The sequence below is a fragment of the Streptococcus sp. 2741 genome, assembly GCF_013276315.1.
Lineage (GTDB): Bacteria > Bacillota > Bacilli > Lactobacillales > Streptococcaceae > Streptococcus > Streptococcus pseudopneumoniae.
Window position 1 is genome coordinate 1 of record NZ_VMKU01000060.1, and the last position, 21,376, is coordinate 21,376.

General features: G+C 40.2%; 15 protein-coding genes and 2 pseudogenes. 1 reads left to right on the forward strand and 16 read right to left on the reverse strand.

What is annotated here, in order from left to right; all coding sequences use genetic code 11:
- Nucleotides 1-224: 224 nt before the first annotated feature.
- The 3 genes and pseudogenes from HT671_RS12060 to HT671_RS06585 all read right to left on the reverse strand — a co-directional run bounded on the left by HT671_RS12060 (nt 225) and on the right by HT671_RS06585 (nt 2,920).
- A complete protein-coding gene (locus tag HT671_RS12060; RefSeq protein WP_000590367.1) occupies nt 225-485 on the reverse strand; it encodes a hypothetical protein in 261 nt (86 codons plus the stop codon).
- Between the two features lie 71 nt (nt 486-556).
- Nucleotides 557-2,190: pseudogene (locus HT671_RS06575) on the reverse strand (hypothetical protein).
- The gene (locus tag HT671_RS06585; protein WP_138703286.1) at nt 2,171-2,920 is read right to left on the reverse strand and encodes an ABC transporter ATP-binding protein; all 750 of its coding nucleotides are present in this window, start codon (nt 2,918-2,920) and stop codon (nt 2,171-2,173) included. Before HT671_RS06585 ends, HT671_RS06575 begins: the two are co-directional and overlap by 20 nt.
- Nucleotides 2,921-3,099: 179 nt before the next feature.
- Here HT671_RS06585 and HT671_RS06590 point away from each other — a divergent pair, with 179 nt between their 5' ends.
- Complete coding sequence (locus HT671_RS06590) at nt 3,100-4,554, forward strand: alpha-amylase (protein WP_001181039.1); 1,455 nt, start codon at nt 3,100-3,102, stop codon at nt 4,552-4,554.
- An 89-nt stretch (nt 4,555-4,643) separates the two neighbouring features.
- Here HT671_RS06590 and alaS read toward each other — a convergent pair whose 3' ends face one another.
- The 13 genes and pseudogenes from alaS to budA form a co-directional block, all read right to left on the reverse strand.
- Nucleotides 4,644-7,262: an alanine--tRNA ligase gene (alaS, locus tag HT671_RS06595; protein WP_000811774.1), complete on the reverse strand. Its 2,619-nt coding sequence runs from the start codon at nt 7,260-7,262 to the stop codon at nt 4,644-4,646.
- 21 nt (nt 7,263-7,283) lie between these two features.
- Entirely contained in the window at nt 7,284-7,769 is a 486-nt protein-coding gene (locus HT671_RS06600; RefSeq protein WP_000847069.1) for an LURP-one-related/scramblase family protein, read from the reverse strand.
- A 303-nt stretch (nt 7,770-8,072) separates the two neighbouring features.
- Nucleotides 8,073-8,408, reverse strand: coding sequence for a hypothetical protein (locus tag HT671_RS06605; RefSeq protein ID WP_000661302.1), 336 nt, complete (start codon nt 8,406-8,408; stop codon nt 8,073-8,075).
- An 85-nt stretch (nt 8,409-8,493) separates the two neighbouring features.
- Entirely contained in the window at nt 8,494-9,648 is a 1,155-nt protein-coding gene (locus HT671_RS06610; protein WP_000129156.1) for a GIY-YIG nuclease family protein, read from the reverse strand.
- Nucleotides 9,641-11,572 carry a DEAD/DEAH box helicase gene (locus HT671_RS06615; protein WP_000203246.1) on the reverse strand — a complete coding sequence of 644 codons (1,932 nt, stop codon included), beginning with the start codon at nt 11,570-11,572 and terminating at the stop codon, nt 9,641-9,643. Before HT671_RS06615 ends, HT671_RS06610 begins: the two co-directional genes overlap by 8 nt.
- Nucleotides 11,569-14,361, reverse strand: a complete 2,793-nt coding sequence (locus tag HT671_RS06620; protein ID WP_023936086.1) for a DNA methyltransferase — start codon at nt 14,359-14,361, stop codon at nt 11,569-11,571. The genes HT671_RS06615 and HT671_RS06620 overlap by 4 nt, the downstream gene beginning before the upstream one ends.
- 254 nt (nt 14,362-14,615) lie before the next feature.
- Entirely contained in the window at nt 14,616-15,686 is a 1,071-nt protein-coding gene (locus tag HT671_RS06625; RefSeq protein ID WP_138703288.1) for an ABC transporter substrate-binding protein, read from the reverse strand.
- A complete protein-coding gene (locus HT671_RS06630) occupies nt 15,683-16,456 on the reverse strand; it encodes an ABC transporter permease (protein WP_138703289.1) in 774 nt (257 codons plus the stop codon). The genes HT671_RS06625 and HT671_RS06630 overlap by 4 nt, the downstream gene beginning before the upstream one ends.
- The gene (locus HT671_RS06635) at nt 16,453-17,259 is read right to left on the reverse strand and encodes an ABC transporter permease (protein WP_061816571.1); all 807 of its coding nucleotides are present in this window, start codon (nt 17,257-17,259) and stop codon (nt 16,453-16,455) included. The genes HT671_RS06630 and HT671_RS06635 overlap by 4 nt, the downstream gene beginning before the upstream one ends.
- The gene (locus HT671_RS06640; protein ID WP_138703290.1) at nt 17,240-18,397 is read right to left on the reverse strand and encodes an ABC transporter ATP-binding protein; all 1,158 of its coding nucleotides are present in this window, start codon (nt 18,395-18,397) and stop codon (nt 17,240-17,242) included. The genes HT671_RS06635 and HT671_RS06640 overlap by 20 nt, the downstream gene beginning before the upstream one ends.
- 159 nt (nt 18,398-18,556) lie before the next feature.
- On the reverse strand, nt 18,557-19,462 hold the full coding sequence (gene murB, locus HT671_RS06645; RefSeq protein ID WP_023936081.1) for a UDP-N-acetylmuramate dehydrogenase: 906 nt from the start codon (nt 19,460-19,462) through the stop codon (nt 18,557-18,559).
- 109 nt (nt 19,463-19,571) lie between these two features.
- A pseudogene (locus tag HT671_RS06650) lies at nt 19,572-20,324 on the reverse strand (YhfC family glutamic-type intramembrane protease).
- Between the two features lie 9 nt (nt 20,325-20,333).
- Nucleotides 20,334-21,065 (reverse strand): acetolactate decarboxylase, encoded by a 732-nt coding sequence (gene budA / locus HT671_RS06655; RefSeq protein ID WP_023936077.1) that lies wholly within the window; start codon nt 21,063-21,065, stop codon nt 20,334-20,336.
- Nucleotides 21,066-21,376: the final 311 nt, after the last annotated feature.

A 21,376-nucleotide genomic window follows, 5' to 3' on the forward strand; every position in this document is an offset into this window, starting at 1 on the left:
ACGAAGTCAGTAACCATATCTACGGCAAGGCAAAGCTGACGTGGTTTGAAGAGATTTTCGAAGAGTATTAACTTTGAGATTGTAGCTGGAGAGGCTGTACCTGCAATATGTGTCTGTCAAGTTTAGTGACGTAGATAGTAGAATAAAGATGAGAAGGCATAGAGAGAAGATAAATCAGCCTCAGCAGGTATCTGGAAAATTTGATTCTATAGAGAAGACTTTTGTTACAAACTCAATATACTATCAATAAATAATATCATAGAAGCAACAATAATTAAAATTTCACCTATTTGCATCATTCTATTTCGAACTTTAAATATATGTTCTATCAAAAATACTTGGATCACACACATTATAGGAATGAAAGTTTTTGAAATTGAAAAATATCCCAATAAATAAACTATAAACAACAAAAATAGAACTATGTTATATTTCTTATTCAAAACATTCCTCCCTATATATTTTTGATTACCAATCTTAATCATTTACAACTACATTCTAACAAACTATAAAAGCGTTTGTCGAATTGAATTTATCAAGCAAGCGACCAACTAGCTCATCTTTTTTCTATTTCTGCCAATATGCGTGACAGGTAGTAATGATAGCCAAAAATAGCAAGAGCAAGCAAGAGGATAAGAACTCCTACTCCCAAGCTGATGGCAAGGACAGGGACGAGAGACCGAACCAAGAATAAGCTCCCTATTACAAGGGCCATTAAGATTGCACTATAAATAAAAATCAAAACTATTGCTACTATACGATTTGAACGGTTTACCAGGTCCGTAATGCTACTCCAATTGGTTGACAGATTTTTCACGTCCTTAAAGTAATTGTGGCAAGAAAGGATGACACTGGCAAGGATCCATGCCACAAGGAGGTAAATCATCGAAAGGATGGGCAAGCCTAGATATAGAGAAAGTCCAAATAAAGTCAGAACTGGTAAAAAGGACTGGACAGCAAATATAATCCAAAATTTCACTTTCACATAACAAGCAAAATCAAAGGGTAAACTCTTAAGAAAATCAACATTTTCTCTCTCCAAGGACAAGGCAATTGAATGTAGGCTGGTGATATTGTTATTGACAACTGCTATAAACACTCCTACAAAAAACAAGGGTAACCAGTATGGAGGATGAATGTCTGGAACTATCTGAGAATCTCGGATTTTGGAAATCAGACCGATCATCATGAGATAAGGAAGGAAAGCACTTGTAAAAAGCACTGTAATCACGCCAGTCCCCTGTCCCAAGAGGGTGAGGTGGTAGCGTAAAACCATACGGAAAAATCCCTTTTTAGTAGTTGAAATTCTCTCCTTACTGCGACGTTCTTTCTTGACCTTCTCCTCACTGTTAAGCAGAATCACGTCATAAAAACGAGGAAAAACCTTCTTTTTGCTCAAGTAAAGCACGAAGACAGTTAGTCCTATCCAAGCGAGCAGACCCAGGATGGCTTCTGTCGAAAAAGGCTCCACTGCTATTTTGTAAAAGAGATGAATAGGATAAAGGAGAAATGGAATGTCTCTAACTTTGTCAACAATACGTCCAGAAGTCGACTGTAGAAAGAAGACATATATTAAAGGTATGAGAACTCCTATCCCAATCATCACATTCGAAAAAATAGACTGATACTTTCTGAAGACCCTAGTCTGAGCCAAGAAATGTACTGCCACTACCATCACTAAAGTAACAGAGACAAATAATAAGGCCAAGGACAGTAGCATCAAAGGCAAGCCCAGCCAAAGAGAAGGTGCTAGCCTAATATAGAGGACTAGAAAATAAGCTAGGATTGGTACAATTCCAGTTAGAGCTGGCAAGAGAACAGACAGTCCTTTAGCAATTATAATCTCTGATTCTTTAAAGACATAGGGTCTATACGATACCAAATCCTTACTCTCATAAAAGACATTATAAAAGGCCGTTAAAGAAGTTGAAAAGGCAACCACTAGTAAAATAGTAACCATGAAACTAAAATAAACAGGCATTTCTTCAAAAGGAAAATGAATGGCTATATTACTTAAAAAAAGAGCATCAAGAGGCTAGAAAAAATGTAAGAACTTAGAACTCTAGCGGAAACATTTACTTTTTTCCCAGGATTCTTAGCCTGCTTCTTTCGTAGGTTAGCCAGATTAGCTTCTTGAGATGAATAAAGGATATTGATATCAACTAATTTTTTAATGACCTTGAAACGCATCTGAAACCTCCTCTTTTCTACCAGCAAGGCTAAGATAGATACTTTCTAAAGACTGGTCTGGATGGTCTTTTCTCAAGTCCTCTACGCTACCACAATAAATCAAATGTCCCTTTTTCAAAATGGCAATCCGATCACAAACTTGCTCAGCTACCTCTAGGACATGGGTTGAAAACAAGACTGTCTTGCCTTTTTGTGCATGTTCCTTCATCATTTGCTTCAAATCAAAGGCAGCCTGGGGATCCAAACCTGTCAAGGGTTCGTCCAAGACCCAAATATCGGGATCAGACAAGAGTGCCCCAATGACAAAGACTTTTTGACGCATTCCGTGAGAAAGGGTTTCAATAACCTGATAACGATTTTCAGCAAAATCAAAAACGTTCAATAGCCTAGCTAGATTAGCCTCCAAGTCAGAGCTAGTCAGACCATAGGATGAAGCAATCAATTCCCAAAATTCATTGGCCGTTAAACGTAAAAATAAGTCAGGCGAGTCTGCTACGTAGCCAATCTTTCGTTTAATAGCCAAGCGATTTTCCGATAACTCCTGACCATCTACCAAAATACGACCACTGCTGGGCGAAATGATACTGACTAGGGATTTTATGGTGGTCGATTTCCCAGCACCATTATGGCCAATCAAGCCCATAATCTCCCCATTTTCAATCTGCAAATTGAGATTGCTCAAAGCCTCTTTATCACCATACAACTTACTAACATTTTGAAATTCAATCATGGGATGACTCCTATCTTTATCTATATCACATACTATTATACTAGCACTTTGATACAAAAAAATCAACACTTTATTTTAAGTAGATACAATAGTTTCCTTCTATTCTTACGCAAACGTTTGCGCCAAGAGATACTTTATGATAGAATAAAGAACAAGATTGACAAGTAAGAGGAAACATCATGCAAAATCAAACACTCATGCAATACTTTGAATGGTATCTGCCCCACGACGGTCAGCACTGGACGCGTCTGGCTGAAGATGCTCCACACCTAGCTGATCTCGGTATCAGCCATGTCTGGATGCCACCAGCTTTCAAGGCTACCAATGAAAAAGATGTCGGCTATGGGGTCTATGACTTATTCGACTTAGGAGAGTTTAACCAAAAAGGAACTGTCCGCACCAAGTATGGTTTTAAAGAAGACTATCTTCAAGCTATTCAAGCTCTAAAAGCACAGGGAATTCAACCTATGGCTGATGTAGTTCTCAACCACAAGGCTGCTGCCGATCACAGGGAAGCCTTTCAGGTTATTGAGGTGGATCCTGTTGACCGTACAGTCGAACTCGGAGAACCCTTCATCATCAACGGCTGGACTAGCTTTACCTTCGATGGTCGCCAAGATACCTATAATGACTTCCACTGGCACTGGTACCACTTCACCGGTACAGACTATGATGCCAAACGCCGAAAGTCTGGGATTTATCTGATTCAAGGGGATAACAAGGGCTGGGCTAACGAGGAATTGGTCGATAACGAAAACGGTAACTACGACTACCTCATGTATGCTGATCTAGACTTTAAACATCCTGAAGTCATCCAAAATATCTATGACTGGGCTGACTGGTTCATGGAGACGACTGGTGTAGCTGGTTTCCGCTTGGATGCCGTTAAGCACATTGATTCTTTCTTTATGCGCAATTTTATCCGTGATATAAAGGAAAAATACGGTGACGATTTCTACGTTTTTGGTGAATTTTGGAACCCAGACAAGGAAGCCAACCTAGACTATCTTGAAAAAACGGAAGAACGATTCGATCTTGTCGATGTTCGTCTCCACCAGAATCTCTTTGATGCTAGTCGAGCAGGTTCCAACTACGATCTTCGTAGCATTTTCACAGATAGCTTGGTTGAACTCAAACCTGACAAGGCTGTGACTTTTGTCGACAACCACGATACACAACGAGGTCAGGCTCTTGAGTCTACCGTTGAAGAATGGTTCAAACCAGCAGCCTATGCCCTCATTCTGTTACGCCAAAATGGCCTTCCATGTGTCTTTTACGGCGACTACTATGGGATTTCAGGGCAATATGCTCAACAAGATTTCAAAGAAGTCCTTGACCGTCTCCTAGCCATCCGAAAAGATTTGGCCTATGGAGAGCAAACAGACTACTTTGATGACGCAAACTGTATCGGTTGGGTACGTTCAGGTGCTGAACATCAATCCCCAATCGCAGTCCTTATCTCAAATAACCAAGAAAACAGCAAGTCAATGTTTGTCGGCCAAGAATGGGCTAACCAAACTTTCATAGACTTACTTGGAAACCACCAAAGTCATGTTACAATCGATGAGGAAGGTTATGGACAATTCCCAGTCTCAGCTAGATCCGTAAGTGTCTGGGCAGTCAATACCATCTAATAGTTCATAATAACCAAGCCAGGTCCAATCGGATTTGGCTTTTTTGCATTCACAAAAAGACCTACCCAAATGGATAGATCTTTACTCAATTACAATTTACCTGCTACTGCATCCAACAATTCTTGGATTTTAGCTTGGTTGCTTCCTCCTGCCATGGCCATGTCTGGTTTACCACCACCACGTCCATCAACGATTGGTGCTAATTCTTTGACAAGGTTTCCTGCATGAAGGTCTTTTGTCTTGCTTGCTACAAGGACATTGACTTTATCACCAATAGCGGCAACTAGGACAAGAAGATCAGAGTAGTCTTTTTGTTTCCAGTTATCTGCAAAAGTACGAAGGGCACCAGCATCAGATACAGACACTTGACTAGCAATGTAACGGTGACCGTTGACTTCCTTAACATCCTTGAAGATGTCGCCTGCGGCTGCAGCTGCGGCCTTTTCTTTCAATTCAGCATTTTCTTTTTGCAATTGACGAAGTTGTTCTTGAAGTCCTTCTACCTTGTGAGGTACTTCTTTAAGTTGAGGTGCTTTAAGAGTTGCTGCGACTGCTTTAAGAGCATCTTCTTGTTCACGGTAGGCTTCAAAGGCTTCCTTACCAGTCACTGCCAAGATACGGCGAGTTCCTGATCCAATCCCTTCTTCTTTGACAATCTTGAAGAGGCCAATTTCAGAAGTGTTGCCAACGTGGGTACCACCACAAAGCTCGATAGAGTAGTCACCGATAGTAACAACACGGACTTCTTTACCGTATTTCTCACCAAAGAGGGCCATAGCTCCCATTTCTTTGGCAGTGTCAATATCCGTTTCAACTGTCTTCACTTCAAGAGCTTCCCAGATTTTCTCGTTGACTTGCTGTTCAATCGCGCGCAATTCTTCAGCAGTCACTGCTTGGAAGTGGGTAAAGTCAAAGCGAAGGAATTCAACTTCGTTAAGAGATCCTGCTTGTGTCGCGTGGTTTCCAAGGATATTGTGAAGGGCAGCGTGAAGCAAGTGAGTCGCAGTGTGGTTTTTCATGACACGGTGACGGCGATTGCTATCAATTGCCAAGGTATATTCTTGGTTCAAGGCAAGCGGTGCAAGGACTTCAACTGTATGAAGGGCTTGACCATTTGGGGCTTTCTGAACATTGGTCACAGTAGCCACAACCTTACCTGACTCATCCAAGATTTGTCCGTGGTCAGCTACCTGTCCACCCATTTCAGCATAAAATGACGTTTCCGCAAAGATAAGAGAGGCAGTTCCTTCTGAAACAGCTTCTACTTCTGCATTGTCCGCCACGATAGCTACCAATTTAGAAGACAATTGGCTAGCATTGTAGTTGAAGACACTTTCTACAGTGATGTTTTGAAGAGTTTCATTTTGCATACCCATTGAGCCACCCTTGACAGCTGACGCACGCGCGCGTTCTTGCTGTTCTTTCATGGCTGCTTCAAAACCTTCACGGTCCACAGTCATACCAGCTTCTTCAGCAATTTCTTCAGTCAATTCAACTGGGAATCCATAAGTATCATAGAGTTTGAATACATCTGAACCAGCGATGACCGATTGACCTTTTTCTTTCAAGTCAGCTACAATGCTTTGGGCAAAGTGTTGACCTGAGTGTAGGGTACGAGCAAATGACTCTTCCTCGCTCTTAACGATTTTTTCAATAAAGTCACGTTTTTCAAGCACTTCTGGGTAGTAGCTTTCCATGATTTTTCCAACAGTTGGAACGAGTTTATAAAGGAAAGGCTCGTTGATGCCCAATTTTTGACCATGCATAGAGGCACGACGAAGGAGACGACGAAGGACATAACCACGACCTTCATTTCCTGGAAGGGCACCATCACCGATGGCAAATGACAAAGAACGGATGTGGTCAGCGATAACCTTAAAGCTCATGTTATCGCCATCTTGGTCATAGACCTTACCAGACAATTTCTCCACTTCACGAATGATCGGCATGAATAGGTCCGTTTCAAAGTTGGTCTTAGCCCCTTGGATAACCGCCACCAAACGCTCCAAACCAGCGCCCGTATCAATGTTCTTGTGTGGCAATTCCTTGTATTCGCTACGAGGAACAGCAGGGTCTGCGTTAAATTGTGACAATACGATGTTCCAGATTTCGATATAACGGTCATTTTCGATATCTTCTGCAAGCAGGCGAAGACCGATATTTTCTGGGTCAAAAGCCTCTCCACGGTCAAAGAAAATCTCTGTATCTGGTCCAGAGGGTCCCGCACCAATTTCCCAGAAGTTATCTTCGATTGGAATCAAGTGACTTGGATCCACTCCCACTTCAATCCAGCGGTTGTAAGAATCCTTATCGTCTGGATAGTAGGTCATGTAAAGTTTTTCAGCTGGGAAGTCAAACCACTCAGGGCTTGTCAAAAGCTCATAAGCCCAAGTGATAGCTTCATCACGGAAGTAATCCCCGATTGAGAAGTTACCCAACATTTCAAACATGGTATGGTGACGCGCAGTCTTTCCTACGTTTTCAATGTCGTTGGTACGGATAGCCTTTTGGGCATTGGTAATACGTGGATTTTCAGGAATGATGGTCCCATCAAAGTATTTCTTAAGGGTTGCTACCCCAGAGTTGATCCACAAAAGTGTTGGGTCATTTACAGGAACCAAGCTAACTGATGGTTCTACAGAGTGACCTTTGGTCGCCCAGAAGTCAAGCCACATTTGGCGTACTTGTGCACTAGATAGTTGTTTCATATTGTCTCCTTATTTACTTGTTTAATGTGATTGGCTTTCCAGCATTTCCACATAGTCAATCGCGACACAGAGGGAAATGACTAGGTCTGCATAAGTGTCCTCAAGAACCGTTACGGTATAGGTAGAGGTCAGATGGAAGAGTTCCTTCTTAATTTCTGCAATCATCTGATCACGATCATCCAGCAATTTGAAATTCAAGTCCCAGATATTGCCCTCAATACGAAGACCCAGATTATCAAACTCATACTTATTTCGCCAGAAGGTCAACTTCTTACGAATAACGAAATTTGAACCGTCCCTAAGCTGAATCTCGAAACGTGGAAGCAAGGTCAAGATTTCTTTACTGATCTGACTGACTTGTTCACCATTAACATCATAGATGGTAAAGGTTTTAGGAATCTTAAAGAATGATCCCTCCACCTGATAGGCGATTTCTCCCCTGTCATCCTTGATAGCGAAGCGTTCGCCTCCAAGACGAAACTTTTGTTTGACAAGAAATGTTTTCATCAACACCTCCAAAAACTAAAAGACAAGCTCATATCACGAAGGGCGAAAAACCGCGGTACCACCTTCATTCAATGAACTTGTCATTCTCTTATTCTTATGCAATTGTTAAATTGAGTAGCATGACTTTCTAGCTTAGATGGCTCGCAGCACCGCCATTTCTCTGGACTAAGACAAGTGAAAATCAATTCTCAACTTTCTTATTATAACGTTTTTTTAAGCTTGCGTCAACTGGAAATGATCTTAACTAATAGCACTTTTATTCTAATACATCTCAGAAGGCTCTATTTTGCCTTCTAACACTGTTTAATAGGTTTCCCCTATACTCATACGTTTCCACTCAGAAAACTCTACCTTGAACAATTCTGGAGCTTTTGTAGTCTTATCATACACCACAATATAGTAACCTTTTTTATTCCAGAACTTACCCAAAATCTCAGCGTCTTCCAGTTCAGCCTCATAGTCTAACATCTCATATCGTTGTGTCTCTTTGGCTGTTTCTACCTTTTTACCTATTTGTTGCTCTGTTTCTATTTCATTACTTCTTTGAGTTCCTAAGATATAACCCCCAAAGCTTACCCAAAAGAAGATAAAAACCATAAATACAATTGTAGCATATTTCAATAATTTCAGTTCTTTCATTTTCCTATTATTCCTTTTAGTTTAATCAGTCTAAAATATTTTGTGTTCTCTAAATATTAAATAATCTTATAAATAGTGTCTTTCTTTATTTGAATCTAATTTCAAATCCAATTTTTTCAATCACTTCTTGGATTTCATCTAGCGATACTAAAAACCATTCTTTAGGAACAAAGCTCTCTCCATTTGGTGCTATTAATTCTATGTCTAACTGTTTGTCTGCAAAATAATGATGAAGAGTCGTTTCTAATTTTAGAGCGCTGAAATTCTGAACCTCAAAACTAGCTACTAAACGGACAGGAGCATAAAGATAGGTTCCTTCTTTTTCTGCATTTGCTAACCGTTTTTCAATTTGATCCTGTGTAAAACCGATTTTATAGAGATTACGGATGTTAGCAATTTGAGGATTGCTACTCAAGGATTTCACTACATAGATATATCCAGTTGTAATGCGTTCACTCGGACTAATGCCAGTCATCACATCTTCTATCAATTCTGTTACCATTCGTCCATGTCGGGTTCTATCGTGTAAATTTGAGACAAAAGAACGGAGTAAGGCCTTCTTATTTTCTGTACCATTTTCATATACGAGATGAAGTTCAGCGTTTGTATAGCCATTCTTGTCAGTGAAGTCTTCTCCTTTAGAAGCAACATAAACCATTACTCCATTATCAACATAGAACATACCAGGTTTAATTTCTTTTTCTTTTATTACATCAGAATTTCTGACTTGACGGCGACCTTCACTAATTTCATCATGAACACGAGTAAATAATCCTTGATAATCTTCAAAATTGCCCATCCGTTTACGTGTTCGTATTTTATCACGCGCTTGAATCGTTCGTTTATAACGTGAGACATCAAATAACGATTTTTCAGCACTATTTACCGACTCAAACAATTCATCTGATAAAATATCTGTTAAACTAGCAGGACTTGAAATAGGGGTCTCGGACTCAACGATATCTATTTTTAGTAGCCCAAATTCATCATAAGGTTCTAACTTTCGGATGCTATCAGGAGATTTTCTAATACCATTCAATCGAGAAAATAAACTGCGTTCTTTAATATTTCTAGACTTTTGTGGCTCTTGCCCATTATTTTCTCTCACCCAATCTATAATTTCTAAAAATTTCTCTACTTCATGATCTGTAACTATTTTTTTCTTAGGTTTTAAAGGAGCTATTAAATGTTCAAAATCAGAATCGTTAAATATGTCATTTAAGTTTTTAAAATCAGTCATTACCACTCTCCATCTTCAGCTTCATCTGAGACAATTGTAACAAAGCATAAGCAAGTCTCTGTTCGTACTTATCATGACTTGATTTATCTGGATGACGACCATTTTCATTTAAAAACTGCTTAATTTGAGGATAAAGAATTAACAGTTCTTCTTCAGAAAACTCCATCTTCTGACCATCCATATAATCTTGTATTAGACGCAAAGTCGGAGCATCAATTTCACGTGATATAACTTCGTAAGCTCTCTGGAAAGGATTAATCTGATCAATCAAATCAATGGATAAGTCATCAATATTCACAAATTTATCTGCCATTTTTAGAAAGTCTGTTTGCCCTACTCCCTCTTTCCGTTCAGCTGATTGAACTACCGATTGACTAATAAACTGTTGACGAACTTCTTCAACTTCAGCCCCACTTAAGTCAGGATAGATTTGTTTAATGATGGCTGGAATCATTTGCTTATTAATGACTTCTGCATCCGTTCCCGCAGCAATTGCAGTTTGGATACGCGGTTCTTGCAATATACTAGCACGTAAGTCATTCAAATCATTTTCTATGATATCCTTTGTTCTTTGAGTGCTAGGCTCTTTTAAGCCTTTCACAAACATTTCGGCACCAGAAGATTTCTGGTCTTCTCGATCTTTTCGTTTGAACTTAAAATTTGGTGCTAAAACAGACTCCATCAATAGGCTAGCTGTAATAACCTTCATAACATTATTCACAGCAAAGAAAACTTCATCATCTTGAGCATCTGGTTGAGAAATGAGATTGGTAAATTGAGCATGTGACTTATTGGAACTATCCCGTGTTACTCGACCTATAATCTGAACAATTTCTGTCAGCGACTGACGATAGCCAATCGTTAAAGCATACTCAGCATAAGGCCAGTCAAAACCTTCTTTAGCCATACCAAGTGCGATAATGATATCGAGATCATCTAAACTGGTCATCTTGTTTAGATAATCCTGTACTTTTTCACGCCCTTCTTCTGTGACAAGGTCAGCGACCTTCAATACACGACCTGTTTCCTCAGTAACCAACCATAATCCAGTCTTAGGGTCTGGAACGGCTTGCCCCAGTTCGTCTAAAATTCGGTCAACTTCATCATACTTATCCTTGGTTGATTCACCTGAGTTTACATTGGGAATATGAATAATAGTTTTCTTGCTTGTGTCCAGTACTTCGTGCAAAGCATCCGTGTAACGACCACGATAAAAGTTATAACCCATAGCAAAACTTTTCAGATATTTGTACCCCTCCAACTGTTCATAATAAGTATAGGATACCTTATCAAATTTTTGCTCATCTTCAGGTGCCAAAATAGGGACAGAATCTCCACGGAAGTAAGATCCTGTCATAGCCACTACATGAGCTGTTGAATTGGCTAATATGTTTCTCAAAGCATTCCCTAAAACTGAATTATCATCTTGAGATACATGATGAAATTCATCGATAGCTAAAAGAACATCATTAAAATCACTATCAGCCAGCTGTTCAAAGGCAAAACGCAAGGTGGCATGCGTACAGATTAGAACTCTATCGTCAGGCGACTCTGAATGCATAAAGTCTACAAACTGTTTTACCTTACTTTTGCTGGTTCCTTGTTCAGTCAAATTATTTTTTGGAAGCACTTCCCAGTCCCAGTAAAAACCATATTCAGTCAATTTTGTTGAACGAAAGGATTTTCCGATAGATCTTTCTGGGACTGCTATAATAGCTTTTTTCAGGCCTTGAGCATGTAGTTTATCAAGAGCAATAAACATCAGAGCTCTCGACTTACCAGAGGCAGGAGGAGCCTTAATCAATAAGTGTTGAGAAGTTCTCTTAGCATATACACGCGCCTGCATTTCACGCATTCCAAGTGCATTATTTGATTGACTAGCACCTGTACCATTGTAATTGATTTCAAATATATTTGAGGTCATTTCGCTTCCTTTTCTGTCATTTCTTTGTACAGATTCAATAAGACACTGAGCCTTTCTTCATCTGATTCAAAAGTTTTTTGCTGGTAGGCACGTTCTACGATACCATCAATTTTTTCATGTGCTTGGCGAAGACGTTCGTTCATCGGCTTATTGGCTCCACCGTACAATTCAGCCAAGGTTCCACCTTCTTCTTCTCGAACATCCAGCATTTCAAAAACAGCATCCTCAAGCATACTTTTCCGAGATTCCGAAAGTTCTGGAATTGGGAATGTATTATAGACCAACCCAGCTGAATAACGATAATCTGTCTTTAATTTACCACCAATTGAACGAAGCCAAACCATGTGCATTTTGGATTCTAAGATACCAAGAAGCCAGATAGGAGCATTGTAAATAACCATGGCAGAATCTGATACAATTGTGTCATCTTCAATAAATCCCATAGGTACATAAGTACGAGATTCTGATGATACACGTGGAACAATAATGGCTTGACAACCTTCTATATCGCCTTTTTCATATGCTTCGTCCCATTCACCTCGTTGTACAAATTTCCATGGTGTGGATGCAGTTTCTCTTGTTCCAGCAGCCTGAGAATTCAGGCGTTCTTGTCTTACATTTTCAAATAATTGATGGAATTCCTGGATCTTATCTAATTTAGTATATTCATCTTGATCAATCCAAATAGTATATCTAAAATTTCCATTGATATACTCATCTGCTCCAATATACTTTTTAAAATACACTTCAGTTTCAGGATATCTTTGAACTAATTTATTTTTATCATCATTTGTCAGTATTAGATATTTACTTCTTGGCATATTCCCAAAGACTATTTTTGGAAAATTATTTAACTTCTCTGCATCATTGTGATTAGATACAATAATATCATCTGCAAAAGTTAGGTAGGGATTTATATTCTTTCCATAACTTTCTCCCTTATCACTATATATAATTCTTTTCTTATCATTTTTATTTGAAAATCCAATAATCGTAACTGTAACCCCTGCATTATGGGCCGCGCTATTGTTCCATTTAAAAGATTGATACGCAAAGGAAATTTGACCATATCGTAGAAGAACACTCCACAAAATTGAAACTTGTTCACCTTGATTTATTGAATTTGTTGTTACAAAAGCATATTGAGCATTTTTACCATAAATAAGGTGAGTTGCCTTATAAAACCATCCCGAAATATAATCTAATTTTTTAGAAGAAATTTCTGAACAAATCACATTTTCCAGTTCCTTCTTTTGTTCCAAGGTCATTTTTTTAGAGCCTATATACGGCGGATTTCCAAATATATAAACTTCGTCATCTGCCTTGACATTCAACACAGTTTCCCATTCAATTCTTAGAGCATTCCCACAAACGATATTTCCAGCTTCTCTTAAGGGGAGTAGCCTTGGATGGACATCAGCAAGAGCTTCTTCCATTTCCACATTCATCTGGTGTTCTGCTACATACAAGGATAGCCTTGCTACTTCATGAGCGAAATCATCCAATTCAATTCCTGAAAACTGGGATAGAGAAATCTTAGATGCATCAGCAATCAATTCTCCTTGATAAACAGCTTTTTCATTCAAGGAGTCACGAATTTCACGCTGTTTGACTAAGATATTAATTTCTAAACGACGAAGTTCTTTATAGGTAATGATGAGGAAATTTCCAGAACCACAGGCAGGGTCTAAAAACTTGATAGAGGCCATACGAGTGAGTAAATCTTCTAACTTAGGTAAGATTTGTCGTAATTCCTTGCGACGATGTTCCTCGCTAAAGTCACCACCTCCTATATAGTAATCAGCTCGTTCTTCTAATTCCGTAAATGCTGCTCGTAAATTATCTAAAAATAGTGGTTTGATGACCTTCATAATATTGGGCACGCTAGTATAGTGCATACCCGATGTTGATCTCGCTTCTGCATTTGCCACGGTTTGAATCATTGAGCCCAAAATATCTGGATTGATTTCATTCCAGTTTAGCAATTCCCCTGCTTCAATGAGTAATTGACGAGTTCTTTTATTGAAAATAAGGTCATGATGTGGCTCTGAAAAAAGCTTACCATTTACATAGGGAAAATCTGATAACCACGACTCCAAATCCTGACGACTACATTCAGGCATATCTAAAACAGTAAATAACTTTCTAACACACTCATTTAAGTCAGAACCATCTTCGGATGTCCTCATCTTAATAACATTTGTGAAAGCTCCCTTGGAGATGATATTTGTATCTTCTGCAAATAGTAGAAAAAGAACACGGATCAAAAATAGATTAAATGATTTACCATCAGTTTCAGTGATGGCTAGTTCAGGATTGATAGAAATTAGTTCGTCATAAAGTTTGGTGAAACGCTCTGCCGCTTTTACATCAGCTGGATTTTCCTTATCATAATCAATCTTTTCAATACCATTCCAAGGTAAGAAGAAGTCACAATGGGCTGGTAAATCATTAAAAGAAATTGCAAGAGTCAGCCCTGTCTGTGTATCCTTTGCATATAATTCTTGAAAATCTGTTGTAATAATAAATCGAGATTTACGAACCTGACCCTCCAACTCTTTATCAATCTCAGTCAGAGCAAGTAATGGCTGATTTTCAACTTTACGAAAATACAATCTGTTTTTTATTATAAAATCATCAGTTGCCACTTTACTTGCTCTTGTTATAGTCGTTTTAGTAATGTCAAACAATGAAACAAAATCAATAATAAATGTCGATTTATTAAGATTTTCTACTAAAACCTTAGTTCTATCCTCAATCTCAGTGATATTTAATAACTTTTTAGCCATTAGATACCTCCAAGAAACGCAAAAAGCCTACTGAATTTTCAGTAGGTTTCAATATATATTTTTGCATTTTTTATTAGGTTATATATATATATGCATTTGCGTAGTCTGGCTCATTTTGAACTCCTTTGGAATTAAATTTTCAGAGATGCTATAAACAATACTAATAACTCTCTGCCTAAAACTATTATACCATAATTTCTATTTTTTCTAAAAAACGAACCAGCTTAACTGATTCGTCTTCTTACGTTTATCTCCTACTTCCGATACATTTTAAACTGTAGGAAGAGGTCGCTATATTTCCCTGTCCATTTATAGTCAAATTTCTCATAAATTTCTAGGTGTTTCATGGTTTCAACATCGGGATAGAAGGCCTTATCTTCCTTTGTTTCCTCTGGGAGCAATTCCTTCGCTGGTAGGTTTGGTGTTGAATAGCCGACATACTCCGCATTTTTGAGAGCATTTTCAGGTTTCAACATAAAGTTGATAAAGGCATAGGCTGCATCTTGGTTTTTGACTGTTTTGGGAATGACCATATTGTCAAACCAAAGGTTGCTGGCCTCAGTCGGAACCACATAGCGTAGATTTTCATTTTTTTCTAGCATTTGGCTGGCTTCCCCAGAGAAGGTCACACCGATTGCAGCGTTATTCTGAATCATGTATCCCTTCATCTCGTCCGCCACAATAGCCTTGATATTTGGAGTCAACTTGTAGAGCTTATCCACTGTCTCTTCCAACTGCTGCGGATCCTTGGAATTGAGGCTGTAACCAAGCGAGTTAAGCCCGAGTCCCAACACCTCACGCGCCCCATCAAAGAGCATAATAGAGTTCTTATACTCTGGCTTCCAGAGGTCATCCCAATGCTCAGGCGCTTCCTCTACCATGGTTTCATTGTAGACAATTCCCAGTGTTCCCCAGAAGTAAGGGATAGAGTATTTATTTCCTGGGTCAAAGGACTGGTTGAGGAACTCCGGTCCGATATTTTCAAGACCTTCAAGTTTTGAATAATCAAGCGGTACCAAGAGGTCTTCGTCCTTCATCTTGTTAATCATGTATTCACTAGGAATGGCAATATCGTAGGTCGTTCCACCCTGCTTGATCTTGGTATACATGGCTTCGTTGGAGTCAAAAGTCTCGTACTGAACTTGGATTCCTGTTTCTTCTGTGAATTGCTCCAAGAGTTCTGGATCGATATAGTCTCCCCAGTTATAGATAACCAGTTTTTGACTATCTCGGCTATTGATTTTACTGTCTAGATGCGTCGCAATTCCCCACAAAACCAGGATAATAGCCGCAATTCCTGCTAAAAATGAATAGAGTTTTTTCATGTTTGCTCCTCCTTCTCACGTGAGATAAAGTAATAGCCAACAACTAGGATAATACTAAAGAGAAAGACAAGGGCAGACAGGGCATTGATTTCTAGCGAAATCCCCTTGCGAGCACGAGAGTAAATCTCGACTGATAGGGTTGAAAAGCCATTTCCTGTTACAAAGAAGGTCACGGCAAAGTCATCTAACGAATAGGTGAAGGCCATGAAATAACCAGCAATGATAGACGGAGTCAGGTAAGGAAGCATGATTTCCTTAAACATCTGAAATTGACTAGCTCCCAAGTCATAGGCCGCATGAATCATGTCGCCATTCATTTCCTTGAGTCGAGGCAAGACCATCAAGACCACGATAGGAATGGAGAAGGCCACGTGACTAGATAGAACGGTCAAAAAGCCAAGTGAAAACTTGAGTTGGGTAAAGAGAATCAAGAAGCTAGCACCAATCATAACGTCAGGCGCAACCATGAGGATATTATTGAGTGATAGAAAGGCTTCTTGGTATTTCTTACGAGACTGGTAGATGTAAATGGCACCAAAAGTCCCGATAATGGTCGCTATCAAGGCTGATAGGAAGGCCAAGAAAAATGTCTGAGCCAAAATCAGCATGAGTCTCCCATCTCCAAACATGGTTTCAAAGTGAGTCCAGCTAAAACCTGTAAAGCTATTCATATCATCACCAGCATTAAAGGCATAGCCAATCAAGTAAAAGATAGGCAGGTAGAGGACCAGAAAGACCAGTCCCAGATAAAGGTTGGCAAATTTTTTCATCGTTCTCTCCTTTCCTTGGTCACCCACATGGTGATGAACATGGTCAAGATGAGAATTACACCGATGGTTGAACCCATACCGTAGTTGTCATTGGTTAGAAAATTCTGCTCAATGGCTGTACCTAGTGTGATAACGCGGTTCCCACCAATCAAACGGGTCAGCATGAAGAGACTCAAGCTGGGGATAAAGACCGATTGGACCCCACTTCTCACCCCATTCATCGATAGAGGGAAGATGACATGACGGAAGGTCTCCCACTTGGTCGCACCTAGGTCATAGCTGGCATTGATGAGATTGTTGTCCATATCATCCAAGACATTGAAAATCGGCAATATCATAAAGGGAAGCTCGATGTAGCTTGCGACAAAGATAAAGGAGAAATCGGTAAAGAGCAACTGTTGTGAGCCGATTCCGATAAATTCCAAGAATTGGTTAATAGAGCCATTCTGACCAAAAATTCCGATAAAGGCATAGGCTTTAAGGAGCAAATTGATCCAGGTTGGCAGGATAATCAGCATGAGCCAGAGTTGACGGTGCTTGAGACGGGTCAAAAAGAGGGCTGTTGGATAGCTGATAAGCAGTGTCACTAGGGTTACAATTCCTGCATAAAGCACTGAGTTGAAACTCATTTTGAGATAAGTCAAGTTTTGTGACGCAAAGTAAGATCTATAGTTTTCTAAACTAAACTGGCCTTCAATGTTGAAAAAAGATTGTCCGAAAATCAAGACCAAGGGTGCCAACACAAAGAGGGCGATCCAGAGCATATAGGGCACTACAAAGAGTTTAGAGCTTGTTTTCTTCATCTCTTTCCTCCTCGATTGCATTGATCAGACCTGCTTCTTGCTCTTCGATTTCTACGTACTCCTCGATACGAGCATCGAACTCTTCCTCGGTTTCATTGAGACGCATGATGTGGATGTCTTCTGGTTCAAAGTCCAGACCGATTTCCTCACCCACAATGGCCTTGCGAGTCGAGTGGATCATCCATTCATTTCCAAGCTCATCATAGGCGATAATTTCATAGTGCACCCCACGGAAGAGCTGGGTATCGACCTTAACTTGGAGCTTGCCTTCTTCAGGAAGGGTAATCCGCAAGTCCTCTGGACGAATAACAACCTCAACAGGCTCATTTGGTCTCATCCCACCATCGACCGCTTCGAAGCGTTTGCCGTTAAACTCAACCAAGTAGTCCTCAATCATGGTTCCTGGCAAGATATTTGACTCACCGATAAAGGTAGCAACAAAGTGGTTGATCGGCTCATCGTAGATGTCCACAGGTGTTCCAGACTGGACAATCTCGCCATCATTCATAACAAAAATCCAGTCACTCATGGCCAGGGCTTCTTCCTGATCGTGAGTGACAAAGACAAAGGTAATGCCCAATCGTTGTTGCAATTCACGGAGCTCGTACTGCATGTCTGTCCGCAATTTCAAGTCCAGAGCTGACAGAGGCTCGTCCAACAAAACCACACGGGGTTGGTTGATGATAGCACGGGCAATAGCCACACGCTGGCGTTGTCCTCCAGAAAGTTTGCGGATGGAACGTTTTTCATAACCTTCCAACTGAACCATCTTGAGAACTTCTGCTACACGCTGCTCAATTTCTTTCTTGTCAATCTTACGCAAGCGGAGTGGAAAGGCAACATTTTCAAACACATTCATATGTGGAAACAAGGCATAGGATTGGAAGACCGTGTGGACGTCTCGCTTGTTGGTTGGGATGTCATTGATGCGGACACCGTCCAGTAAAATATCTCCTGTCGTCGCATCCAGTAAACCTGCAATGATGTTTAGGATGGTTGATTTCCCTGAACCAGATGCGCCTAGAAGGGTGTAGAATTTCCCTTCTTCCAACTCAAAGTTGATATCTTTGAGAACCTTGGTGTTGCTGTCTTCAAAAACTTTTGAGACGTTTTTGAATTCAATAATTGGTTTTTTCAATTGTCATTTATTCCTTCTTTTTCATAGATTAACAGATCAGGGCTCTGTCAGGCCGCTACTACCTCGTGTAGGAGATTGAACTGCCTACATTCTTCTGCACTAACGATAGGCTTTCACTCCCTTTCCATGACATAGCAGCAGCTTTTCAAATACAGCTTCCTACTTGCTTTCACCTAAAATACGGACCTCTCTCTCAAGAGTAACGCCAGAGTGTTCCTTTACTTTTTCGATCACAGACTCAATCAAGTCTTCGTAGTCTTTAGCCGTTCCGTCAGCAACATTAATCATAAAACCTGCGTGCTTTTCAGACACTTCTACGCCACCGATACGATAGCCTTTCAAGCCAGCTTCTGAAATTAATTGACCTGCAAAATGACCTACTGGACGCTTAAAGACCGAACCACAAGATGGATATTCTAAAGGTTGCTTGAGTTCGCGTAGGTGCGTCAAACGGTCCATTTCCTGCTTGATAACCTGATGGGTTCCTGGAGCAAGGGCAAATTTAGCTGACAAGACAACTGCACCAGACTCTTGAATGGCTGAGTGGCGGTAACCAAAAGCCAAGTCCTTGGCAGACAGGGTTTCGATTTCTCCATCCTTGGTCAAGACCTTACAAGACTGCAAGATGTGGGCGATCTCACCACCATAGGCACCTGCATTCATGAAAACAGCTCCACCGACGCTCCCTGGAATGCCACAAGCAAACTCAAAACCAGTCAAACTATGACGAAGGGCAATGCGAGTTGTTTCAATCAAGTTAGCTCCTGCTTCAGCTTCGATGGTATAGCCATCAACGGAAACATTATTGAGCTTGTCGCACAAGATGACAAATCCACGAATTCCACCATCACGAACGATGATATTGCTGGCATTGCCAAAAACCATCCAAGGAATATTTTCTTGATTGGCAAATTTAACAAGGCGAGCCAACTCAAAACGATTTCGTGGAAAGACCAAATAATCGGCCTCCCCACCTACTTTTGTATAACTATAGCTATGCAAGGGTTCCTTGAAACGGATATCAATCCCTTCTAAGATTTCAAGCATTTTTTCTCTTACAGACATGTCACTCTTCCTTTTACAAAATTCATTCCATTATACCATTTTTAAGACCATTTGACGACCCTAAAAAATCTTGGGCTTATTTTAAACAAAAAAGAGGTTTCCCCTCTTTTTATGATTTTTTACAAAAGATTGCCTTGGTTCCATAGGCAACTAGGATCAGTTCAACTAGTAGAATCACTTCAACCAAGACTGGATTTGTCAACCAGCCTACTTGGGAAAGAGATGGTGCCAGATCAAAGAAGGCATGCAAGCCATAGGCTGCTAGGAGATAAATCCATTTCTTCTGGCGAACAGCTTGGTAAACCCAAACAGTCAAGAGTAATTGGAAACCTAGCGCCAAGATTCGCTCAAAACCAAGCAAATAAATCTGCCAGACTGATAGCGACTGAATAGTTTTCAACATATTTTCAGACAGTAATTGCATGACCTGTGGATCCTGCGTTTGAACTGCTGAGAGAACGATGTAGAGATTAAGCAAACTAGCAAGACCTAGGAAAATCAACTCCAAACCACCATGCCCTAACCCATAGGCCAAGGCGTCTGCCTTTTCCAAACTTCTCTTTTTCTACAACCATTTGAAGAAAATAAGACGAGCCGTTTCCTCAAAAAATGCTGCCATGGCTAGGCCATAGATGATATAGACAAGCGGATGATCTTGCAAGAGAGCAATACTACCGTCTTTTTGAGGATGTAAAACTAAGATATGCACCAGTTTTTCCAAAATCTGCGAAGAAACAAAGAAAGCGACTGCACCCAATCCCAAGGCAGCTAGATTAGTCTGGTATTTCTTTTTGGCATACCAAACGCTCCCTAGCAAGAAAGCCAGCAACAGCACCATGGTAATGATAATATGAATGATCATTTTCTTCTCCTATTCTGCCTTTTCAATATCTTTTTTCATCTCGTCAACATTGAACTTAGCAAACAAGTATTGACGGTCTTGGACTGGGAAACGTTGGTCCAACTGGTCAATAGCTCCCACCTCGATAATCCCTTCCTTGATGACAAAGTCCATAACATGCCCACCGAAGGTCAAATCATCTGAGATAAAATGTAGATGATATCCTGCCAAACTGACCCCATTGAAAATCTCTGGCGTCCAGAAACCAACGATGGTTCCTGCCACATTGTCACGACTATATTCAGGTTGATGGGTTGCGACATCAGCAAACTTGGTATCTGGTGCCGACTTAGGAATCATGCGCACATGCATATGTGAAAATTCCCCACGAATCTTGATAGAGCGGAAAAGATTTTCCCCGTCATAATAAGACTCAATCCGTTCTTCCAATTCCTTGTCTGTCATCTCAAAGCGCTGGCGGAAAATGACCTCTGCCTGATGTGGTACTACTGCTGCGTAAGGAATAAGGGCATCTGGTGATACTTCTACAATTTCCGGTTGCTCTCCTGAGCCTTTGGCTTGATAAGCCTTGCCATCCAAGACAATCAATTCCCCATCAATGGAATCCAAGGTTCCCAAACCAAGGTCTCCATGCTCTAGCAATTCTCCTACTGTCATGGTCCCACCATAAAGGCCAGCCATCAAGGCTCCAAGGGTATTGTATTGAAATAATTTCACTGGTTCCTGCACGTTCTTATCCATTCTCTTTCTTGTTTGTTATTCTATAAATGTTACTCCTAAGTATACCACATTTAGCTTTATATGTGAACGAGAGAAACACCTTAGACATTGCCAAGAAAGAAAAAAAGGGTACAATGTAACAAAATCAAGGGAGGTCTGGAATGAAGAAACAAAGCAAGTACCAAGAGGTCGTAGCTTATCTGAAAAATGGCATCGAGTCTGGACGCTTTCCGACGGGTAGCCTGAGATTTTGACAGAAACAAAACTTGAACTGGCACAACAACCCCTAAGGAACACACTTCCCTAGGGGCCTTTTTTTATTTAACTAAATC

Excerpts from the sequence above, each read along its gene's own strand:
- budA (WP_023936077.1), bottom strand. The coding sequence starts at position 21,065 with ATGGATAAGAACGTGCAGGAACCAGTGAAATTATTTCAATACAATACC.
- alaS (WP_000811774.1), bottom strand. The coding sequence starts at position 7,262 with ATGAAACAACTATCTAGTGCACAAGTACGCCAAATGTGGCTTGACTTC.
- HT671_RS06585 (WP_138703286.1), bottom strand. The coding sequence starts at position 2,920 with ATGATTGAATTTCAAAATGTTAGTAAGTTGTATGGTGATAAAGAGGCT.
- HT671_RS06600 (WP_000847069.1), bottom strand. The coding sequence starts at position 7,769 with ATGAAAACATTTCTTGTCAAACAAAAGTTTCGTCTTGGAGGCGAACGC.
- HT671_RS06590 (WP_001181039.1), top strand. The coding sequence starts at position 3,100 with ATGCAAAATCAAACACTCATGCAATACTTTGAATGGTATCTGCCCCAC.
- HT671_RS06605 (WP_000661302.1), bottom strand. The coding sequence starts at position 8,408 with ATGAAAGAACTGAAATTATTGAAATATGCTACAATTGTATTTATGGTT.
- HT671_RS06625 (WP_138703288.1), bottom strand. The coding sequence starts at position 15,686 with ATGAAAAAACTCTATTCATTTTTAGCAGGAATTGCGGCTATTATCCTG.
- HT671_RS12060 (WP_000590367.1), bottom strand. The coding sequence starts at position 485 with ATGATTAAGATTGGTAATCAAAAATATATAGGGAGGAATGTTTTGAAT.
- HT671_RS06620 (WP_023936086.1), bottom strand. The coding sequence starts at position 14,361 with ATGGCTAAAAAGTTATTAAATATCACTGAGATTGAGGATAGAACTAAG.
- murB (WP_023936081.1), bottom strand. The coding sequence starts at position 19,462 with ATGTCTGTAAGAGAAAAAATGCTTGAAATCTTAGAAGGGATTGATATC.
- HT671_RS06610 (WP_000129156.1), bottom strand. The coding sequence starts at position 9,648 with ATGACTGATTTTAAAAACTTAAATGACATATTTAACGATTCTGATTTT.
- HT671_RS06615 (WP_000203246.1), bottom strand. The coding sequence starts at position 11,572 with ATGACCTCAAATATATTTGAAATCAATTACAATGGTACAGGTGCTAGT.
- HT671_RS06630 (WP_138703289.1), bottom strand. The coding sequence starts at position 16,456 with ATGAAAAAATTTGCCAACCTTTATCTGGGACTGGTCTTTCTGGTCCTC.
- HT671_RS06635 (WP_061816571.1), bottom strand. The coding sequence starts at position 17,259 with ATGAAGAAAACAAGCTCTAAACTCTTTGTAGTGCCCTATATGCTCTGG.